This is a genomic window from Paenibacillus sp. NPDC058071 (genome assembly GCF_042885235.1).
Taxonomy (GTDB): Bacteria; Bacillota; Bacilli; order Paenibacillales; family Paenibacillaceae; genus Pristimantibacillus.
Genome location: NZ_JBHVSK010000004.1, coordinates 313,878 through 331,006 on the forward strand (window position 1 = coordinate 313,878; position 17,129 = coordinate 331,006).

General features: G+C 53.6%; 16 protein-coding genes. 12 read left to right on the top strand and 4 right to left on the bottom strand.

Annotation, left to right across the window (positions count from 1 at the left end; genetic code table 11):
- Positions 1-164: 164 nt before the first annotated feature.
- The 3 genes from ACFVTB_RS09075 to ACFVTB_RS09085 all read left to right on the top strand — a co-directional run bounded on the left by ACFVTB_RS09075 (position 165) and on the right by ACFVTB_RS09085 (position 1,998).
- Positions 165-374, top strand: a complete 210-nt coding sequence (locus ACFVTB_RS09075; protein WP_387747630.1) for a hypothetical protein — start codon at positions 165-167, stop codon at positions 372-374.
- Positions 375-614: 240 nt separating this feature from the next.
- Positions 615-1,361, top strand: a complete 747-nt coding sequence (map, locus tag ACFVTB_RS09080) for a type I methionyl aminopeptidase (protein ID WP_387747931.1) — start codon at positions 615-617, stop codon at positions 1,359-1,361.
- Between the two features lie 58 nt (positions 1,362-1,419).
- Complete coding sequence (locus tag ACFVTB_RS09085) at positions 1,420-1,998, top strand: hypothetical protein (protein WP_387747632.1); 579 nt, start codon at positions 1,420-1,422, stop codon at positions 1,996-1,998.
- Between the two features lie 32 nt (positions 1,999-2,030).
- On the opposite strand, the gene ACFVTB_RS09090 is transcribed toward ACFVTB_RS09085, so the two are convergent.
- Complete coding sequence (locus ACFVTB_RS09090) at positions 2,031-3,119, bottom strand: YeiH family protein (protein ID WP_387747634.1); 1,089 nt, start codon at positions 3,117-3,119, stop codon at positions 2,031-2,033.
- A gap of 166 nt (positions 3,120-3,285) precedes the next feature.
- On the opposite strand from ACFVTB_RS09090, the gene ACFVTB_RS09095 reads away from it, so the two are divergent.
- Positions 3,286-4,200, top strand: a complete 915-nt coding sequence (locus ACFVTB_RS09095; RefSeq protein WP_387747636.1) for a LysR family transcriptional regulator — start codon at positions 3,286-3,288, stop codon at positions 4,198-4,200.
- On the opposite strand, the gene ACFVTB_RS09100 is transcribed toward ACFVTB_RS09095, so the two are convergent.
- Together ACFVTB_RS09100 and ACFVTB_RS09105 are read right to left on the bottom strand one after the other, a co-directional pair.
- The gene (locus ACFVTB_RS09100; RefSeq protein WP_387747638.1) at positions 4,197-5,171 is read right to left on the bottom strand and encodes an aldo/keto reductase; all 975 of its coding nucleotides are present in this window, start codon (positions 5,169-5,171) and stop codon (positions 4,197-4,199) included. The two genes, ACFVTB_RS09095 and ACFVTB_RS09100, sit on opposite strands and share 4 nt — an antisense overlap.
- Positions 5,172-5,304: 133 nt before the next feature.
- Complete coding sequence (locus ACFVTB_RS09105; protein ID WP_387747933.1) at positions 5,305-7,413, bottom strand: multicopper oxidase family protein; 2,109 nt, start codon at positions 7,411-7,413, stop codon at positions 5,305-5,307.
- A gap of 213 nt (positions 7,414-7,626) precedes the next feature.
- Here ACFVTB_RS09105 and ACFVTB_RS09110 point away from each other — a divergent pair, with 213 nt between their 5' ends.
- The 3 genes from ACFVTB_RS09110 (at position 7,627) to ACFVTB_RS09120 (ending at position 9,988) form a co-directional block, all read left to right on the top strand.
- Positions 7,627-7,974, top strand: coding sequence for a hypothetical protein (locus ACFVTB_RS09110; protein ID WP_387747640.1), 348 nt, complete (start codon positions 7,627-7,629; stop codon positions 7,972-7,974).
- The gene (gene yidC, locus ACFVTB_RS09115; RefSeq protein WP_387747642.1) at positions 7,926-8,777 is read left to right on the top strand and encodes a membrane protein insertase YidC; all 852 of its coding nucleotides are present in this window, start codon (positions 7,926-7,928) and stop codon (positions 8,775-8,777) included. Before ACFVTB_RS09110 ends, yidC begins: the two co-directional genes overlap by 49 nt.
- Positions 8,778-9,070: 293 nt before the next feature.
- Positions 9,071-9,988, top strand: coding sequence for a helix-turn-helix transcriptional regulator (locus ACFVTB_RS09120; RefSeq protein WP_387747644.1), 918 nt, complete (start codon positions 9,071-9,073; stop codon positions 9,986-9,988).
- A gap of 37 nt (positions 9,989-10,025) precedes the next feature.
- Here ACFVTB_RS09120 and ACFVTB_RS09125 read toward each other — a convergent pair whose 3' ends face one another.
- The gene (locus ACFVTB_RS09125) at positions 10,026-10,199 is read right to left on the bottom strand and encodes a hypothetical protein (RefSeq protein ID WP_387747646.1); all 174 of its coding nucleotides are present in this window, start codon (positions 10,197-10,199) and stop codon (positions 10,026-10,028) included.
- Between the two features lie 147 nt (positions 10,200-10,346).
- Between ACFVTB_RS09125 and ACFVTB_RS09130 the strand changes: the two genes are divergently transcribed.
- From ACFVTB_RS09130 to ACFVTB_RS09150, 5 genes are all read left to right on the top strand, one after another.
- On the top strand, positions 10,347-11,048 hold the full coding sequence (locus ACFVTB_RS09130; protein WP_387747648.1) for a pirin family protein: 702 nt from the start codon (positions 10,347-10,349) through the stop codon (positions 11,046-11,048).
- A gap of 48 nt (positions 11,049-11,096) precedes the next feature.
- A complete protein-coding gene (locus ACFVTB_RS09135; RefSeq protein ID WP_387747650.1) occupies positions 11,097-11,435 on the top strand; it encodes a hypothetical protein in 339 nt (112 codons plus the stop codon).
- A 296-nt stretch (positions 11,436-11,731) separates the two neighbouring features.
- Positions 11,732-11,932 (top strand): cold-shock protein, encoded by a 201-nt coding sequence (locus ACFVTB_RS09140; protein ID WP_387747935.1) that lies wholly within the window; start codon positions 11,732-11,734, stop codon positions 11,930-11,932.
- A 655-nt stretch (positions 11,933-12,587) separates the two neighbouring features.
- Complete coding sequence (locus ACFVTB_RS09145) at positions 12,588-14,336, top strand: ABC transporter ATP-binding protein (RefSeq protein ID WP_387747652.1); 1,749 nt, start codon at positions 12,588-12,590, stop codon at positions 14,334-14,336.
- A gap of 39 nt (positions 14,337-14,375) precedes the next feature.
- On the top strand, positions 14,376-16,406 hold the full coding sequence (locus ACFVTB_RS09150; protein ID WP_387747654.1) for an ABC transporter ATP-binding protein: 2,031 nt from the start codon (positions 14,376-14,378) through the stop codon (positions 16,404-16,406).
- Positions 16,407-17,129 lie beyond the last annotated feature (723 nt).

The following is a 17,129-nucleotide window of genomic DNA, read 5'->3' on the forward strand; positions in this document are numbered from 1 at the left end:
AGCTTTTGGGACGCGAAAAAAGTCGTTTCGAGGCATCTACAAAGTACGACCGCAGACTGCGGGAAAATGGCTGAAAACCTCTTATGATCCGACATTTTACACCTCTTGTTATCTACTATGGAAGCGCTACAATTAGAAGTAATCAGGACCGGGAGGTGATAAACATGAGCCAAGAGGAAGAAGTTGTACAAGCTGCTGAAGAAGCTGCCGCCGAGCAATCGGAAGCGGTAGAAGTTGAAGCCGTCGAAGCGGAAGCTGAGGTGGAAGCGGGTGAGGAAGAAGCTGCAGCTGGCGAGGACGAAGCGGAAGAAGCGTCCGAGGAAGCTGCGGAAGAAGATTCGGAAGAGGAAGATGCATCTGAGGGAGACGCGTAAAACAATGATTGCGGTCATTTTAAATAATTTTAACAACGGTCCCCTTCTACCGGAGGGGATCTATTTGCGTGTGAAAATACGTATGCGGAGAAAACCAAGCTTAAGAAGATGGCATATAAACGGCATGGAATGTATCTCCATGAAGGTTGCAAGCAGGCTTGTCGCTGATGTATGCTCTTTATTAACGCAACCATTCAGGGCGGCCGGGATCGGGCGCCTTTCGATAAGAAGGAGAGCATGATGATTACGATTAAAACGGAAGCGGAAATTAACCGCATGCATGAGGCGGGCAAAATATTGGCGGAGGTTCATCGTCAAATCGCCGGCTTGATTCAGCCGGGCATTACGACGCATGAAATCGACCAATTTGCTGAAAAGCTGATTAAGCAGCACGGAGCAACTCCGGAACAAAAGGGATACAAAGGCTATCCATTCGCAACCTGCGCGTCGATCAACGACGTCATTTGCCACGGATTTCCGAAGAAGGAAAAGCTCAAGGAAGGCGATATCGTAACGATCGATATGGTCGTCAACCTGAACGGCTGGCTGGCCGACTCGGCCTGGTCCTACGCGGTTGGCGAAGTGTCGCCAGAGGCGCAGCGACTGCTTGACGTGACGAAGGAATCGCTTTACAAAGGAATCGAGCAGGCTGTAGCCGGCAACCGGATCGGCGACGTTTCGCATGCGATTCAAACGTATGCCGAAGCGGAGGGCTTCTCGGTCGTTCGCGATTTCATCGGTCACGGTATTGGAAAGGATATGCACGAAGATCCTCAGGTTCCTCACTACGGACCGCCGAACAAAGGGCCTCGTATTAAAGAGGGCATGGTATTCACGATCGAGCCGATGCTGAACGTAGGAACGCATCAGATGAAGATCGATGCGGACGGTTGGACCGCCCGTACGCGGGACGGCAAACTGTCGGCGCAATATGAGCATACGCTTGCCATTACGGCGAACGGCCCAATTATTTTGACTGCACAATAAAACATAAGGCCGCTCCTTTCGGGGCGGCTTCTTTATTCCTATGGGAGGGGAACCTGTCTTGAAAAAGGGATGGATAGCGGTATACGCACTGGGTATCGCCGCCGGGGCAAGCGTCTGGATTTATTCGGCGAACACGTACACGGAGAATGTCGTCAAAACGTTCGAAACGGTTTTGTTTGATCCTTCAGGAGAAGATCCGGCCATTCGCGAGGTAGAGGTCAAGGTGAATGGCGAGGTGCGTCATACCCTTTTCCGAAAACCGCTCTTTGTCGGAACGGTTGAGCCATCGGGAGAAGGTGTCGCCGGTAACGATCGTCTGCTTCGAATGGAGTTGTATAAAAGCGGCGATAACTGGATGTCGCATATGCTGCATTATGCGTCGATACAGTTCGCGGAACCAGACTATAAAGGAACCCCCGTCTTTTGGAGTCCTGACTATCAACTGCTGTTTTTCAGCCGCCACTTCGAGCAAATTGCGCTTGGAGTTCAGTTGCCGGATTCGGCCGGCGGCGGTCGCACGATCGCCGGTCCCGCTTCCGACCGAGATGGCGCGGTTCAAGCAAGCAGAAGCTTAATGGAAGCTTATTACGGCCCGTTTAAACAAGAAGGTTTTAAAGTTAAGGATATGATCAAGTGATGATGCAAGACAACTTGGCGAACGGCTTTTATTTATAAATATACGACAGCCAGCAACGAGACGGCGGATAGCAGCGTGGAGACGAGTATAAGAATGGCAAAGGGCTTAAGCGCCCGGGTTCGGACGGCCGACAGATCGACCTGCATGCCCAGCCCAGCCATAGCCATAGCGAGCAAGAAGGCCGTCGCTTGCGATGCGTGCTCTACAGCTGCGGCCGCCAGCGCGAACGAAGTGCCCGACGTGAAAGTGCCGTAAGCGCTCATAGCGGCGAAGCCGAGCAGAAACCATGGGAGAGGGAGCTTTCCATGCGGTTTGCTATGCGGGTCAGTTCCCGCTGATTGGCTGCGAATGCGTTCTTTACGCTGTATTACTGCTAGTAAGATGAAGCAAACCGGTACAAGCAACAGGACGCGGGCCAGCTTGGCAAGCAGACCTGCCGCCAGTGCATCCGGCCCGCCAGCGCCGGCCGCCAGTGCGGCGTGAGCGATTTCGTGCAGGCTGATGCCGGACCAGAGGCCGTATTGCTCCGGAGTTATAGGCACAATAGGCTGGAGAAGCGTATACCCGAGAGAAAAAACCGTTCCAGCTAAAGCGATTAATCCAGCGCCGAGCGCGGTATCCTCGCCGCGTGATTTCAGAATAGGCGAGACGGCGGCGATCGCGGCTGCGCCGCAAATGCCGGTTCCGATGCCGAGCAGCAGCGATAGCGGGAGATCCGCTTTTAAACGTTTGGCTAACCATAGCGTACCGCCTACAGATAGAAGAATGACGCCCGCTGCTTGCAGCAGCAGTCCCCATCCTTTATCGAAGATGGCGTTAAAGTTCAGCTTTAGGCCAAACAAGATGATGGCCAGCCGCAGCAGCGATTTGGAGGAAAATTGCAGGCCGCGGCGCAGCATTGCGGGATATCCGAACAGCTGCCGAATGATAATGGCGATGATAATCGACAACGTTAACGGCCCTGCGCGATGGAGTACGGGCAGCTGAGCCAAAACCAAGGAGGCTCCTGCAATAGCGGCTGTAAAACCGCTCCCGGCAAGCAGTCCAATCAAGCCGGGCCACCGGTCGTTTTGTCTAATCCATTGAAAGAACGGAGTTCCATTGGCGTTTAACGTTCTCACGATGTGTACTCATTCCTTTCGTCGGTTCGCACACGGTACGAGGCGCTTCCGCTGCAGTTAATTAGTCGTTAGTATGACTCTAATCATACGCCGCTCCTTATCATAAGAAAAATAAATAGTTATAATGGTTGTTATAATAAAAAACTTATTATAAGGAGAGCGATTCATGCTCGATCAATCGATGCTCGTGTTTCTAACGGTAGCCGAGAAGCAAAACTTTACGAGGGCGGCGGAAACGCTGCACCTAACGCAGCCCGCGGTAAGCCAGCACATCCAGTCGTTAGAGGCGGAGATGGGGACGAAGCTGCTGGAGAGGAGCAATAAATACGTCCGTTTGAACCGCGCCGGAGAAATCGTGTACCGGCACGGCAAGGAAATCGCCGGTTTGTACGCGAGGATGCAGGGGATGGTGGACGACCTTATGCAACAGCCCGGCGGAGAGCTGTCTGTCGGAGCCAGTTACACGTTTGGCGAATATGTGCTGCCGCATATGGTTGCGCATTTGCAGCGCCTTTATCCGCTAATCAAGCCTAAAATAACGATCGGAAATACGGCTGAGATTGCTGCGCTGGTCGCTGCACGGGTGCTCGATATCGGTATCGTCGAGGGCGAGCCGGAGCGGAGCGGGCTCCACGCCGAACCGGTTGCGAGCGATCGGATGTATGTTGTTGTTTCATCTGCGAGCGGTCTTGGCGATAACGGGGATATTCCGCCGGAGGCGCTGCAGGACGCTCATTGGATTGTGCGTGAGGAAGGCTCTGGAACGCGCGAGGCGACCGAGCGCATGCTTGCAGCCTACGGCTTGAACCCGCCGAATAAGATGGAATTCGGCAGCAATCAAATCATTAAGGAAGCGGTGGAGGCAGGGCTGGGCGTTACGCTGCTGTCGCATTGGGCCGTCCGTAAGGAGATTGCCCTTGGCACGCTAAACAGGCTGACCGTGAACGGTCAGCCTGTGGAAAGATCGTTTTGGCTGCTGCTGCCGGAGGACCGGCTGCATACGAAAGCGGCGGAGCTGTTTATCGAGATGCTGCGTTCGCAGTCAGGCATGCCCGATGCAACTGGCAGAGCGGGCGACTAGGACAGGCGATAAAGCGCGAAGGGCTCGCCGTCCCGGAACGAGACGCTTATGGCATCCAATTGCTCCAGAACAGGAGCTTCAAGCTTCAGCGCAACGCTTTGCAGATTGCTTTCCAACTGTGAGGCGCTTGTTGCTCCCACGATTGTGGTGGACACGACAGGCTTGTGCATGAGCCAGGACAACGAAAGAGCGGCAGGCGTACAGCCTAGCTGCTGCGCCAGCTCACCGACGTTCCGGCCGAGCTCCAAATTGCTGTCGCGGAAAAAGCGGGCGAAGCCCGGATTTGTTTGTGCTCTCGAACCGTCCGGCGCGGAATCTCCGGCATTGTACTTGCCGGTTAGAATGCCGCCCGCGAGCGGGAAGTAAGGGATGATGCCCAGTCCCTGGTCAAGGCAAAGCGGAACGAGCTCGCGTTCGGGCGTTCGGTCCGCAAGCGAATAACTGGTCTGCATCGAGACGAAGCGGTTGAGACCGAAGCGGTCGCTGATGCCTAACGCCTTCATCAGCTCCCACGCTGCATAATTGGAGGCTCCGATGTAACGGACTTTACCGGCACGAACCATGTCGTCGAGCGCGCGCAGCGTTTCTTCAAGCGGCGTATTGGGATCAAACGTGTGGATCTGATATAGATCCACATAGTCGGTTTTGAGCCGGCGCAGGCTGCCCTCCAGCTCGAGCTGCAAATGGCGGCGAGAGGAGCCTCTGTCGTTCGGTCCGTCGCCGCGGGGCAGGCCTGCTTTTGTCGCCAGTATAGCTTGATCCCGCCTGCCGGCGAGCGCGCGGCCGATGATCGTTTCCGATTCCGTGCCCGAATAAATATTAGCGGTATCCAGAAAGTTGATGCCGTTCGCTAAAGCACAATCGATAATGCTGGCCGAGGCCCGTTCGTCCGCCCGCGAGCCGAAGGAATTGGTGCCGAGGCCGAGAGCAGACACTTGCAGGCCGCTGTTGCCGAGCCGATTGAATTTCATCGTGATTCGCTCCTTTTCACGCTTAGAATAGAGTTCATTCAATTCTATAGAGACGTTATGGAGCTATTTTATCATATTGGACGGATGGAAAAGCGAGAGATAAGGTCGGACAGCAGTCTCCAATTCGATTCGTTTATTCGGGATGGTTCGGCGTCGCGCGGCCGACCTCGTAAGGCGACTCGACGCCTTCATACATTAGATGCATCGACATGCCTGCGGCCGCATGAGTCAGGTTGTGGCAGTGGTCCATCCATAGGCCGGGGTTGTTCGCGATGAACGCGACTTCATATATTTCGCCGGGACCGACGTCGAGCGTATCCGACCACCAAGGACTGCCGCTCACTCTTTCTCCATTGCGGGACAGCACCAGCATATGATGGCCGTGTAAATGCATCGGATGGTCGACCGCTCCCCGATTGATGATTGTCGTCTTAATTAGTTCGCCTTTCTTGACCATGAACATCGGCGTATTCGGGAACAGCTCTCCGTTAATCGTGTACTGAAGACCGAAGCTTCCGTTATAGAATCCCAATTTATTATCGAGTACCATTCGAAACTGCCGATCGAAGACGGAATCGGCTCCGAACGCCGTCTCCGTCGGCTGGCCGTAGCGCGTCGGATCGAAGACCGGCCCGCTTTCGCGCTGTACGGGAATATCACCGGTCCCGTCGGCGCTCATTAGTATGCCAAGACGGCTGCCGAAGCCTACGCCAAGAAAGACCGGCTTATCCGGCATAACGAAGGTGACGTCGTAGCGGCCGCCTGTCGTCAGCGCCAAGCTAACGTCGATCAGGTCGCCAGGGTTGTTCAGATCGGTGCCGTCAATAGCAGCTACTTGAAAAGCTGTACCGGTGAGGCTATACGATTGGCGAACCCAATCGTCGGTGTTGGTCAGCCGCAGTCTAACCGGCGTTCCCGGCGCGATGCTGACGCGTTGTATGCCGGTGTCGTCGCCGATAGCGAAGCCTGCTCCCCTCCATAGATGCGTAAGCACGGTGATGTCCTTCGTTCCTGGAGGCAGTCCTTCGCTTGGCTCAACGACGAGCGAACCGAACAGTCCTTTATCGACTGCTTCCTTCGACATTTGATGAGAGTGGTACCAGAACGATCCCGCCTGTTCCACAACGAACCGGTACGTATAGCTCTCACCAGGCATGACCGCATCCTGGGTCGCTCCAGCAACGCCATCCTCGCCGTTCGGCACGTCGAGGCCGTGCCAGTGCAGCGTAACTCCGCCTTCAATATCCTGATTCACTAGCTTGACTTCGATGAGCTGGCCGACGCGCGCTCGCAGCTCGGGACCAGGGATTTGGCCGTTGTATGTCCATGCGTCTACACTTTCGCCCGAACGGAGCTTGATCGTTTGAACCGAAGCGGTGAGCGTGTAAGAGACGTCGGGTTGCCGGTCTGCCGGTCCTTTCAGTTGATCCACTGATACGATGCGGCCAGTCCCAGTCCCAGCCCCAGCAGCAGCGGCTGTCTGCACCGCCTTGGCATGATGATGCTCATGGACGAGCGGCAGGCCGGTTCCGTAATCTGCAGCTCCGGCAGACATGCTTAAGGAGGCGGGCAATTGGCTCGCTTCCTTAGCGTTGTAGAACGGGTAGGCGACGGCGAGCCCAATGAGGACGGCGGCAGCCAGCCGTCCAAGCAACCGCATCCAAGGACGGTTTGGCAGTCCCTCGCCTGCGAGACTCACCCGAGAGCTGCGATTCAAGTGGGCCGTCCAAATGGCGACACCCGCAACGAGAAGCAGCAGAAACGGCACAGCAATGCTTAGCGGACGAAAAGGGGCTGTTGACGTCAGTAGAATGTATAGTCCGGCGATCGATCCGAGCGCACCGAATTGAAACGGCGCGATCAGCGCGGGATGAGCCGCGCGGCTGACCAATCGGACGCCCGGCGGCGTTTCCGGCTTGCGGCCGGTGGCGATGCGAAGCCGCTTCAGGCGAGGCGCCGCAAGGAGCCATATCATAGCGGCCGGAACCCCGGCGAGCGGAATGAGCGCCAGCCGGTCGAGCCAGAAGACGGAATGACCGGACAGGAGGAACAGCACCGTCGAGACGAGGATGCCTGCGGCGGGCACAGTGGCGTAAATGGCCCAATAGAATATTTTTTTCGCTTTGCGATGCATTTTCGCTTCTGTACGGCTGAACATAATAGCGGATGCTTTGATTCCTGCAATGGAACAGATTATGATAGATAGTACAAGACTTGCCATGGCCAGCATATATCCGGTCATATACACAAATAGGGACCCCCTGCTTATGAACTGTCAAAATTTTTTATGGTTCCGATCCCGCGTTCGGGCTTGATTAATAGCTGTTACTATTGTATCTTGAACGCACAGCCTCTTGAACCGTCCGCGGTTGGGAACGAAACTGGACTTTAGACGGGGATAAAGAGGTCTGTCTGAAAAAGCTAGGCTAACTATAATAAAAGGGAGGTGAAATCCTTGTTTGAATTGCATGATTTAATACCCTATTTTCTTTCGATTAGCGTCATCTGCTCTTTTGCTTACGCCGCTTACTTTACTCGGCCTTCGTTTGACGCGGGGCTTGTAGGGGCAAGCAGCAAATTCATCAGAGTGCCGCTTATTCCGCTTGTCCAGCAGTCCGCTTTTCCGGATCGAATTTTGCACTGGCTAGTACGAAGGCTGAAAAGAAAGGAATCGCCTGATGGCGAATCAGCAGATTGCATGTCCTCGTTCACGACGGAAATGAACCGAAACGAACGAGGAGGACTCGATAAAACATGGAATCAAACAAGGCATTCGCCTCTATTTACAAATATCGCTTTCTAGCTGTGATTATGGTGCTGCTGCTGCTTAGCGGCTGCGGCGCGCCGAACGGCACAGTTGACGCCAATACGCCGGGTTTTTTTAACCACTATATTGTATTTCCGTTTTCCTATCTGATTCAGCATATCGCGGCTTTCTTTGGCGACAGCTACGGTCTCGCGATCATTGCCATGACGCTGCTTGTCCGTCTCGTATTAATGCCGCTTATGCTGCGCCAGAGTAAGAGCCAGCAAGCGATGCGGAAAAAAATGAGCGTCATGCAGCCCGAGATTGACAAGCTGAAGCAGAAGTACAAAGACAAAACACCGGAATCGCAAGCGAAGCTGAATCAAGAAATGATGGCGTTGTACGGTCAGCATCAGTTCAACCCGCTGGCAATCGGCTGCTTGCCGATGCTGCTGCAAATTCCGATTCTGACCGGCCTGTACTATGCGATTAAAATGACGCCTGAGCTGGCGGAGCATTCATTTCTGTGGTTCCGCCTTGGAGCTCCGGATCATGTTTTGCCGATTCTGGCCGCTTTAATCTACTATGTGCAATTCCGCGTCTCACAGTTGGGCGTGGATCCGGCGCAGCAGAAGCAGATGGCGATAATGGGTTATCTGTCGCCGATTATGATGGCGATTTTCTCCTTCTCCGCGCCCGCAGCGGTGCCGCTGTACTGGGTCGTAGGCGGGATATTCATGATCGGGCAAACGCTGCTTGCCAAAAAAATGTATCCGGTTCTGGCTCCCGAGCCAGCAGCCGCGTTGCCTGCGACTCCTAAAGCCAAGGGCAAAGCGAAAGCCGGCGCGACGTCGAAGTAAAACGATAGAACCGTTTGACCGACTCGTTCCGTGCTTGATTAGGACGCGAAATGCAACCGGCCAATACGAAAGCCTCCAGAACCGCTGCACGAGCGACGATGGAGGCTTTTCTTCGTTTGGACATCTATCTCTCCTTAAACTTGGCGGAAAAATGCAATGGGACGTCGAACGATTCGCAATCTCCTTCTTTCTACCTGTCATTTGAGGTGATATACTGAAAAGGAGAACGTTGACCGGAATCATAAAAACTATCACGATAGCAACCAACATGCACTCGGGAGGAGGCGCCGTTCATGTCCGTCATCGAGTTTGCCGCTCTTCCGCTCCCCCATTATATTTATAGCGGGTTTTCCGTCGCCGATGCGGGACAGCGCTATCCCGAACGGTACGCAATCGGTGATTTCAGCTTAATCGTCGTTCAGCAAGGCAGCCTTTATATCGGAGAGGAAGGCCGCGAATACGAAGTTTCTGAAGGTCATGCGCTCGTACTCCGTCCCGATTTGCATCATTACCCCACGGCATGCTGTCTGGAGAAGACGGCGCTGTTCTGGGTGCACTTTCATACGCAAGGCGATTGGCAAGCGTCGAAGGAAGAGCTCGGTCAGGAGAACCGAGACCCGGTGGATTGGATGGCTGAGCATGAGAATAACGAGCCGAAGAGCCGATTGCGGCAGTTTCGCTTGTCGATTCCGACATTCGTTCCGCTAATTCGTCCTGATCGTATGTACAGCTTGCTTCGCGAGCTGAACGAGCTTGAGTCCATGTCGCACATTGAATCCGTCCAGTGGCAGCAGCAGTTGGTTTTCCAGCAAACGCTGCAGCAATTAGCCGCATCGCGGCAGGAAAAAGCTTGCCCGTCCGGCGAAGATGTCGCCGACCGGGCGGCTTCCTATTTAAGGAAACGCTTCCGGCAGCAAATCTCGGCAAAGGAGCTGGGAGAGGCGCTGCAGTTCCACCCGGTTTATATCGCCAGATGCATGCAAAAGCATTTTGGCTGCTCGCCGATGGAGTATTTGCTCCGCTATCGGCTGGAGCAGGCTCGCCGTCTGCTGCTGCATACCGATGCTCCGATTTTGCATATCGCCGAAGAGGTCGGCTTCCAGCAAGCCGCTTATTTTACCGCCTGTTTCGGCAAACGGGAAGGGTTAACGCCGAGGGAATACCGACAGCGATTCACCGATGCCGGCCGTATCCCTCCTTCCCGATATTAAACGCATCGTGAAGTCTGAATGTGATGCAAGATAACCGCTACTTGCGATCGGCCGAACCGCGCGGATACATATGCCGCAGCCGATCGCTCGCATCCGGCACGACATTGGCCCGGGGATCGTCGCTGAACAACCCAAACCATTCGTCATTGTCCTTCTCCGTCACCAAATCATCGTGTTCCCTGTCGCTTTTGTCCCGCTTATCCGTTGTCATATAGCTGTCGCTCCTTTCCATTTCGCAGCGTTAGGTTACCCCGACGCACAAATTTTTTTGCATTCCACTGCTGCCATAATAAACTGCCAAACATGTTGTCTACGAAGTTTGAGCAAGATAATAGCGATTCAGAAGGAGGAACCTATTATGATTAAACGCTACCCGGCCGGCGAACGGCGCAAGGTCGATCTGGGATGGCTGAAGAGCGCTCTGAGCTTTTCGTTCGGCGAGTATTTCGATCCCGATAATACCGGATTTGGCGTGATGCGCGTATTAAATGACGATACCGTTGCTCCGAGCCGAGGCTTCGGCGCCCATCCTCACAGCGATATGGAGATTGTGACCATTCCGCTCAGCGGCAGAATCAAGCATGAGGACAGTCTGGGGAATATCGAAGTGATGACGGTCGGCGAAATTCAACGCATGTCGGCTGGTACGGGCATCATTCACGCGGAGTACAACGATTCCGATCAGGTGGAAGGAAGCTTCCTGCAACTGTGGTTCATGCCGAAGGAGAAAGGGCTGACTCCCTCCTATCAAATGACCCGATACGACGAATCGCAGCTCGTCAACCGGCTCCATCCGGTCGTTACGTCCGACGGAGCGGAAGGGACGGTCAAGATTCATCAGGATATGACGATCTATTTGACGCGGCTGCAAAAGGGGAAAAGGGTCTATCACAGTCAAACCGTTGGGAGAAGAGCGTTCGCGATGGTGATCGAAGGACAGGTTACGATGAACGGCGTGCAGCTCGAAGCTCGGGACACGGTACGGGCCGAATTTGAGCCTGATTATATTATTAGCGCAAATGAAGAGGGTGCTTTTGTACTGTTTATCGATCTACCGTAACGGTTATAAGCAATATGTGCTATGATTATAACAAGAGGGGGATGCGAAATGATCGAAACCTTGCTCATTAAGCATGCCGTCGGCGGTCGTACCTTTGTCGACTCGGGGAAGGAACCGGTAGCCTACTTGGCACAGGCCAACGGGGATGTCTGGACCTTCGCAATCGAGGTGACGTACGGGCAGACCATCGAGGAACTTCTGAAATGGCGGAAGGAACTGAACGTCTTTCTGTTTCAAACGGACGAGACCGGGGAGCGGCCTGTCACGAAAATATGGTTTTACGTCAACGAGGATACCGTTCGTTACGATTTAAGCGGGCAGAGGCTCACTTTCGAAGCGAAGTCGCGGATCGTCTATGTACCAGACAGCTTCGGGTACAAGTTGTAAAAGCAGCTGTGCTTAAACTTGTTTTCTCGCCTTCTTATATCCACATCACTCGTATTTACATAGGCATTCGTAATGAAGCGGAGCTTTTTTATTCCGTGAGAATTGCCTCTATATCTAGAGGGCGATTTTTATTCAAACTTCAGCATGGAAACCGCCGGTTTTGGTTATGCTAATTGTTGCAAAATGATGCAGATTACGGCGGACTGGTCTTTTTAATTCGATCCTGCCGTATAATAGCAGGTCGAGACGCAACAAAGATGAAGACTCTATCATAGACAGCAAAGGAGGCGTTCGCGATCTATACTCGGAAAAAAATCCAGGAAGAAGTGCCGGAAGTCAACACGAAAATTTGGTCCTGTGAAAGTGACGACTGCAACGGCTGGATGCGGGCGAACTTTACGTTCGACGAGGCTCCTACCTGCCTGATTTGCGGTTCGTCCATGCAGAGCGGCGAGAAAATGCTGCCTACGCTCGCCAATTCCGCGGTCCGCAGCTAGGACAAATGACAGACCGGCTGCGCAACAGAAAGTGCCCGCTCCGAATGAAAATGGCTTCGGCGATACGGTGAACTGCCGTACTGCTGAAGCCATTTTCTTTGGCGTTCTCGGAGGGCTCCGTATATTTTGCGGCTATCCTTATGGGGAAAATTTCGTATTGACAGTTTTTTCATGTGATGGTAAAGTGACAAATAGATTTCACAAATTTCGAAAGGAGGATTACGTTTTATGATTAATTTGAGTGCAGGAAACAACTCGGCGTTTTTTATGGCGCATCATAAAAATTTCATAGCGAACGTAATCCATCCGCGCGTTTACTCCCTTTGAAGATTAGGGCATCCCTATGCCATCTGAGGCGCATGGTTACGTTTTTGTAACTGTGCGCCTTTTCATTTGCGGACCGAACGTTGCCGGTCTCTCCAAATGCAGGAAGCGTATCGTTATACACGGTGCGCTTCTTTTTTTTCGGGATGAGGAGCAAACGAGTGGAATAAAGTGATTTCAAAGCTAGTGCAAGGCATCGTGCAGTATCGTAAAGTGCAATATTTGACTGTGAAGCAAGGCATGTCCGTCTTTAAGAAAACAGGCAGCTATGCTAGGCAAAAGAAATGAAAACGGCAATGGAATGGAACACAGGAGGTGTCCAACTCACGTTATGTTCATCGTATTGAAGAAATTAAGCTGGTTTTTCGCCATGCAGTGGAAAAGATACACCGTCGCATGCGTGCTGCTCATTCTGGCAGGTGTGCTCGATGTGGTGCCGCCGTGGTTGATCGGGTATACGATCGATGGCATCTATCAAGGCGAGCTGGGAGCGACGGGATTTGCTCAGGTTGTAATTGGCTGGTCTGTGGCCGTCGTCGGCGGCTACATTATCTCTTATATTTGGCATTATCAATTATTCGGGGGCGCCTTTGCGCTGGAGCGGTTGATGCGCGGCAGGCTGATGAAGCATTTTTTGCGGATGACGCCGACCTTTTTCGAACGCAACCGGACCGGCGACTTGATGGCTCGCTCCACCAACGATTTGAACGCGGTGGCGACGACGGCCGGGTTCGGTATTTTGACGCTCATCGACTCTACGTTCTTTATGCTGACGATTTTGGTGATGATGGCCGGTCTGATCAGCTTCAAGCTGACCATCGCCGCTCTGCTTCCGCTGCCGTTTATGGCACTAGCGATGACGTACTTCGGGAAAAAGATCCACGCCCGGTTCATGGAATCGCAGGATGCGTTCGGCGAACTGAACGACCAGGTGCTCGAGTCGGTTTCCGGCGTTCGGGTCATCCGGGCTTTCGTGCAGGAAGAAGCGAGCCAAGAACGATTTGAGAACAAAACCAAGGAAGTATTCGATAAAAACATCGAGGTAGCTAAAATCGACGCGCTGTTCGAGCCGACGATGAAAATTTTGGTCGGCCTCAGCTATTTGATCGGCCTTTGCTACGGCGGTTACCTCGTCTTTCATAGCGAAATCACGCTCGGAGAGCTTGTATCCTTTAACGTGTATCTCGGGATGTTGATTTGGCCGATGTTCGCGATCGGCGAGCTGATTAACGTTATGCAGCGCGGCAATGCGTCGCTAGACCGGGTAAACGAAACACTCGGCTATAAACCGGACGTCGAAGACGATTCGGACACGATACCGGTAGGCAATCCGGAAACGATTCGTTTCGACCGGGTAACGTTCCGCTATCCGTCCTCATCGTTCGATAACCTCCGCGACGTATCGTTCGAGCTCCGCAAAGGTCAAACGCTCGGTATCGTCGGACGGACCGGCAGCGGCAAAACGACGCTGCTCAAGCAACTGCTGCGCGAGTATCCGATCGGGAATGGACGTATTACGGTATCGGAAACGCCGCTTGGCAAGCTGCAGATCGAACAGCTTCTAGGCTGGGTCGGCTATGTGCCGCAATCTCCAATTCTGTTCTCGAAGACGATCCGGGAAAATATACTGTTTGGCCTGAAGGGTCAAGGAACGGAAGATGACTTGCAGCGGGCGCTCGCGAGAGCTTCCTTTGCTAAAGACATTCAGTTCTTGCCAGATGGTCTGGAGACGATGGTCGGCGAGAAGGGCGTCGCTCTTTCGGGCGGACAGAAGCAGCGGGTGAGCATTGCGCGTGCGCTTATTGCCGATCCGGAAATTTTAATGCTGGACGACGCGCTGTCGGCGGTTGACGGCCGCACGGAAGCAGAAATCATTGAAGGCATTCGCACCGAGCGTGCTGGCAAGACGACCCTGATTACGACGCACCGTCTGTCGGCTGTGCAGCACGCCGATTGGATCATCGTGCTGGATGAAGGCCGCATCGTGCAGGAAGGTCGTCATGAAAAGCTGGTTCAGCAGGACGGCTGGTATAAAGAGCAATACGAGCGTCAGCAACTGGAGTCGCTGATCGAATCGTAAATCAAAATAGAAAGCGTAAGAGGGGAGGCGTTCCAAACAATGGGCCAAACGGGCAAACGATTGTTTCAATACGCCATGCTGTACAAGAAACCGATCCTGTGGGCGCTGCTTCTGCTGATGCTGGCGGTCAGCTCCGAGCTTGCCGGACCGTTTATCGCCAAGCGCATGATCGATCAAAATATTCTCGGCGTCGAGAAGAAATGGCACGCGGTTTCAGCGGAAGAAAGCTACGCCGCCGAATATAAAGAAAAATGGTATAAACGCGAGGATCACTACGAGCCTGGTGAAGCAAAGGGACCTGAGGTTCGAGTGCTTCAATCGGGAAGAGTGTTCTACTGGCTGGAAGGCGCCCTTCCTTTCGAAGGGGGCAAACGAACCGTCTCGCCGGACGGCAAGGAAATGACCGTCGCGAACGAAACAACCGGCGAGAAGGCGACGTTTCCGGTGACCCGGATGTCGGTTAAGGAGCTCTATGCTTTCTATAAGCCGGAAATCCCGAGCTTAATGAAGCTCGCCGGCATCTACTTCGGCTTGCTGGTTCTGGGTGCTGTATTCACATACGGGCAAAGGCTGCTTTTGCAGACGTCGGCCAACAAAATCGTCCGGAAAATGCGCAACGACGTGTTCGCCCACACGCAAAAGCTGCCGGTCGGCTACTACGACACCTTGGCCGCGGGCCAAGTCGTATCGCGGATTACAAACGATACGGAAGCGATCCGCGAGCTGTATGTGGCGGTTCTGGCCAACTTTTTCTCGGCCATCGTCTACATGACTGCCATCTACGGAGCGCTGTTCCTGCTGGATGCGCGGCTTGCGCTGTTCGCGCTGCCGCTGGTGCCGATTTTGCTTGTATGGATCAAGGTATACCGCAAATTTGCGGCCAAGTATAACCGGATCATCCGTACCAAGCTGAGCGAAATTAACGGCATGATCAATGAATCGATTCAAGGAATGCCGATTATTCAAGCTTTTCGCCGCCAGAAAGAAACGACCGACGAGTTCAACGAGCTGAACGATTACTATTTTAAATATCAAAACAAGCTGTTGAGCTTGAACTCAATTACGTCGCACAACCTGGTTAACGTCATTCGTAATATCCTGTTTCTCGTTATCATTATTATGTTCTGGGGCGACTGGCTGGGCGCAACGATCGGGGTCGGCGTGCTGTACGCGTTCGTCGATCTGATGAACCGGATGTTTCAGCCGATCGTCGGCGTGGTGAACCAGCTCTCGAACCTGGAGACGGCCCGCGTATCGGCGGAGCGGGTGTTTACGCTGATGGATCAAGAGGGCATCGACGTGGCGCCGGGAGCGATCGAACGGTACAAGGGCGAGGTGAAGTTCGAGGATGTTTCTTTTGCCTATAAAAAGGATGAGCTTGTGCTGAAAAACATCACCTTTACCGCTCGCCAAGGGCAAACAGTAGCACTTGTCGGCCATACCGGTTCAGGAAAAAGCTCGATACTGAACCTGTTGTTCCGATTCTACGATTCCGGCCAAGGAACGATCTCCATCGACGGCACCGATATTCAGTCGATTTCGAAGCAGCATCTGCGCCAGCATATGGGCATCGTTCTGCAGGATCCGTTCCTGTTCACCGGAACGATCGCTTCCAACGTCAGCCTCGACAACCCGGCGATCAGCCGGGAAGCGGTCGAGCAGGCGCTCCGCGATGTCGGTGCATACGACATGTTCGCATCGCTGCCGGGCGGCATCGATGCGCCGGTTATCGAGAAGGGCAGCACGCTATCGGCGGGTCAACGCCAGTTGATTTCCTTCGCAAGGGCGCTTGCCTACGATCCGGCCATTCTGATTCTGGACGAAGCGACGGCCAGCATCGATACCGAGACCGAGGCAATCATTCAGCGTGCGCTGGATGTGCTCAAGAAGGGCCGCACGACATTCGTGATTGCGCATCGTCTGTCGACGATTCGCCAAGCGGATCAAATTCTCGTGCTCGATCGCGGACGTATTGTTGAGCGCGGCGATCACGACGCCCTGATGGAGCATCAAGGCAAGTACTTCGCGATGTACCAACTGCAGCAAGGCGCTGCGGTGACTGCATCTTAATCGCGAGCTTTCGCACCGCGCGCCGTTCTCGGCGCGCGGTTTTTTTTGCTCCGTGACGGTTGGGCTGGGTCGGGCGCTTGCAGGTTCGGTGGTCGCATGTGCCTTGGAGATGCTAAGGTGTTTATTCATTTGAAGCACTGCCTAATGACAGATATGAAGGGTTTGTTCGAAGGTGTGTACGCGGTACCTAATGGAGTGGTTGGTCGCAGGTGCATGTTGGCGTTAATCCTCATGTAGGGTCTGCGATGCAGGAGTGCAGTTGGTGGTGGAAAAGGTATTGATTTGTTGGGTAATAGTAAGCAATTATACTCGCTTACGAGGCGTGGGCATGCGCAGCAGGTCGTCGAGGAAATAAATGCAAAAAGGCATTTATTTCGAACCGTACCTGCTCCATTCCAAACAATAACTGCCGAAATGCAGTTATTATCGATCGAAACGGCTGAGGAGAGGGATTTCTCGGGAAATAACTGCAAAAATGCAGTTATTGAGAAGAAATGGCTGCGACTGGGCGCGAATAACTGCTTTTTTGCAGTTATTGCTCAAAAAGAAGGGGCCGCTAAGCAATGGGTAACAGAAAAGCGGGGAGCGCGAAAAATGTTGAGGTAGCGGGGGCAGCAGATTGGAGACAATTTGTGATGTATGGGGTCCGAAGGGTTCTACGGTAGCGTGAGGCTGCAAGCTGAGACAGCATGCGATGTGCGGGGGTCCGATAGGTGTGACGGT

Coding starts and splice junctions, on each gene's coding strand:
- ACFVTB_RS09075 (WP_387747630.1), top strand. CDS start 165: ATGAGCCAAGAGGAAGAAGTTGTACAAGCTGCTGAAGAAGCTGCCGCC.
- map (WP_387747931.1), top strand. CDS start 615: ATGATTACGATTAAAACGGAAGCGGAAATTAACCGCATGCATGAGGCG.
- ACFVTB_RS09095 (WP_387747636.1), top strand. CDS start 3,286: ATGCTCGATCAATCGATGCTCGTGTTTCTAACGGTAGCCGAGAAGCAA.
- ACFVTB_RS09100 (WP_387747638.1), bottom strand. CDS start 5,171: ATGAAATTCAATCGGCTCGGCAACAGCGGCCTGCAAGTGTCTGCTCTC.
- ACFVTB_RS09105 (WP_387747933.1), bottom strand. CDS start 7,413: ATGACCGGATATATGCTGGCCATGGCAAGTCTTGTACTATCTATCATA.
- yidC (WP_387747642.1), top strand. CDS start 7,926: ATGGAATCAAACAAGGCATTCGCCTCTATTTACAAATATCGCTTTCTA.
- ACFVTB_RS09120 (WP_387747644.1), top strand. CDS start 9,071: ATGTCCGTCATCGAGTTTGCCGCTCTTCCGCTCCCCCATTATATTTAT.
- ACFVTB_RS09125 (WP_387747646.1), bottom strand. CDS start 10,199: ATGACAACGGATAAGCGGGACAAAAGCGACAGGGAACACGATGATTTG.
- ACFVTB_RS09130 (WP_387747648.1), top strand. CDS start 10,347: ATGATTAAACGCTACCCGGCCGGCGAACGGCGCAAGGTCGATCTGGGA.
- ACFVTB_RS09135 (WP_387747650.1), top strand. CDS start 11,097: ATGATCGAAACCTTGCTCATTAAGCATGCCGTCGGCGGTCGTACCTTT.
- ACFVTB_RS09145 (WP_387747652.1), top strand. CDS start 12,588: ATGTTCATCGTATTGAAGAAATTAAGCTGGTTTTTCGCCATGCAGTGG.
- ACFVTB_RS09150 (WP_387747654.1), top strand. CDS start 14,376: ATGGGCCAAACGGGCAAACGATTGTTTCAATACGCCATGCTGTACAAG.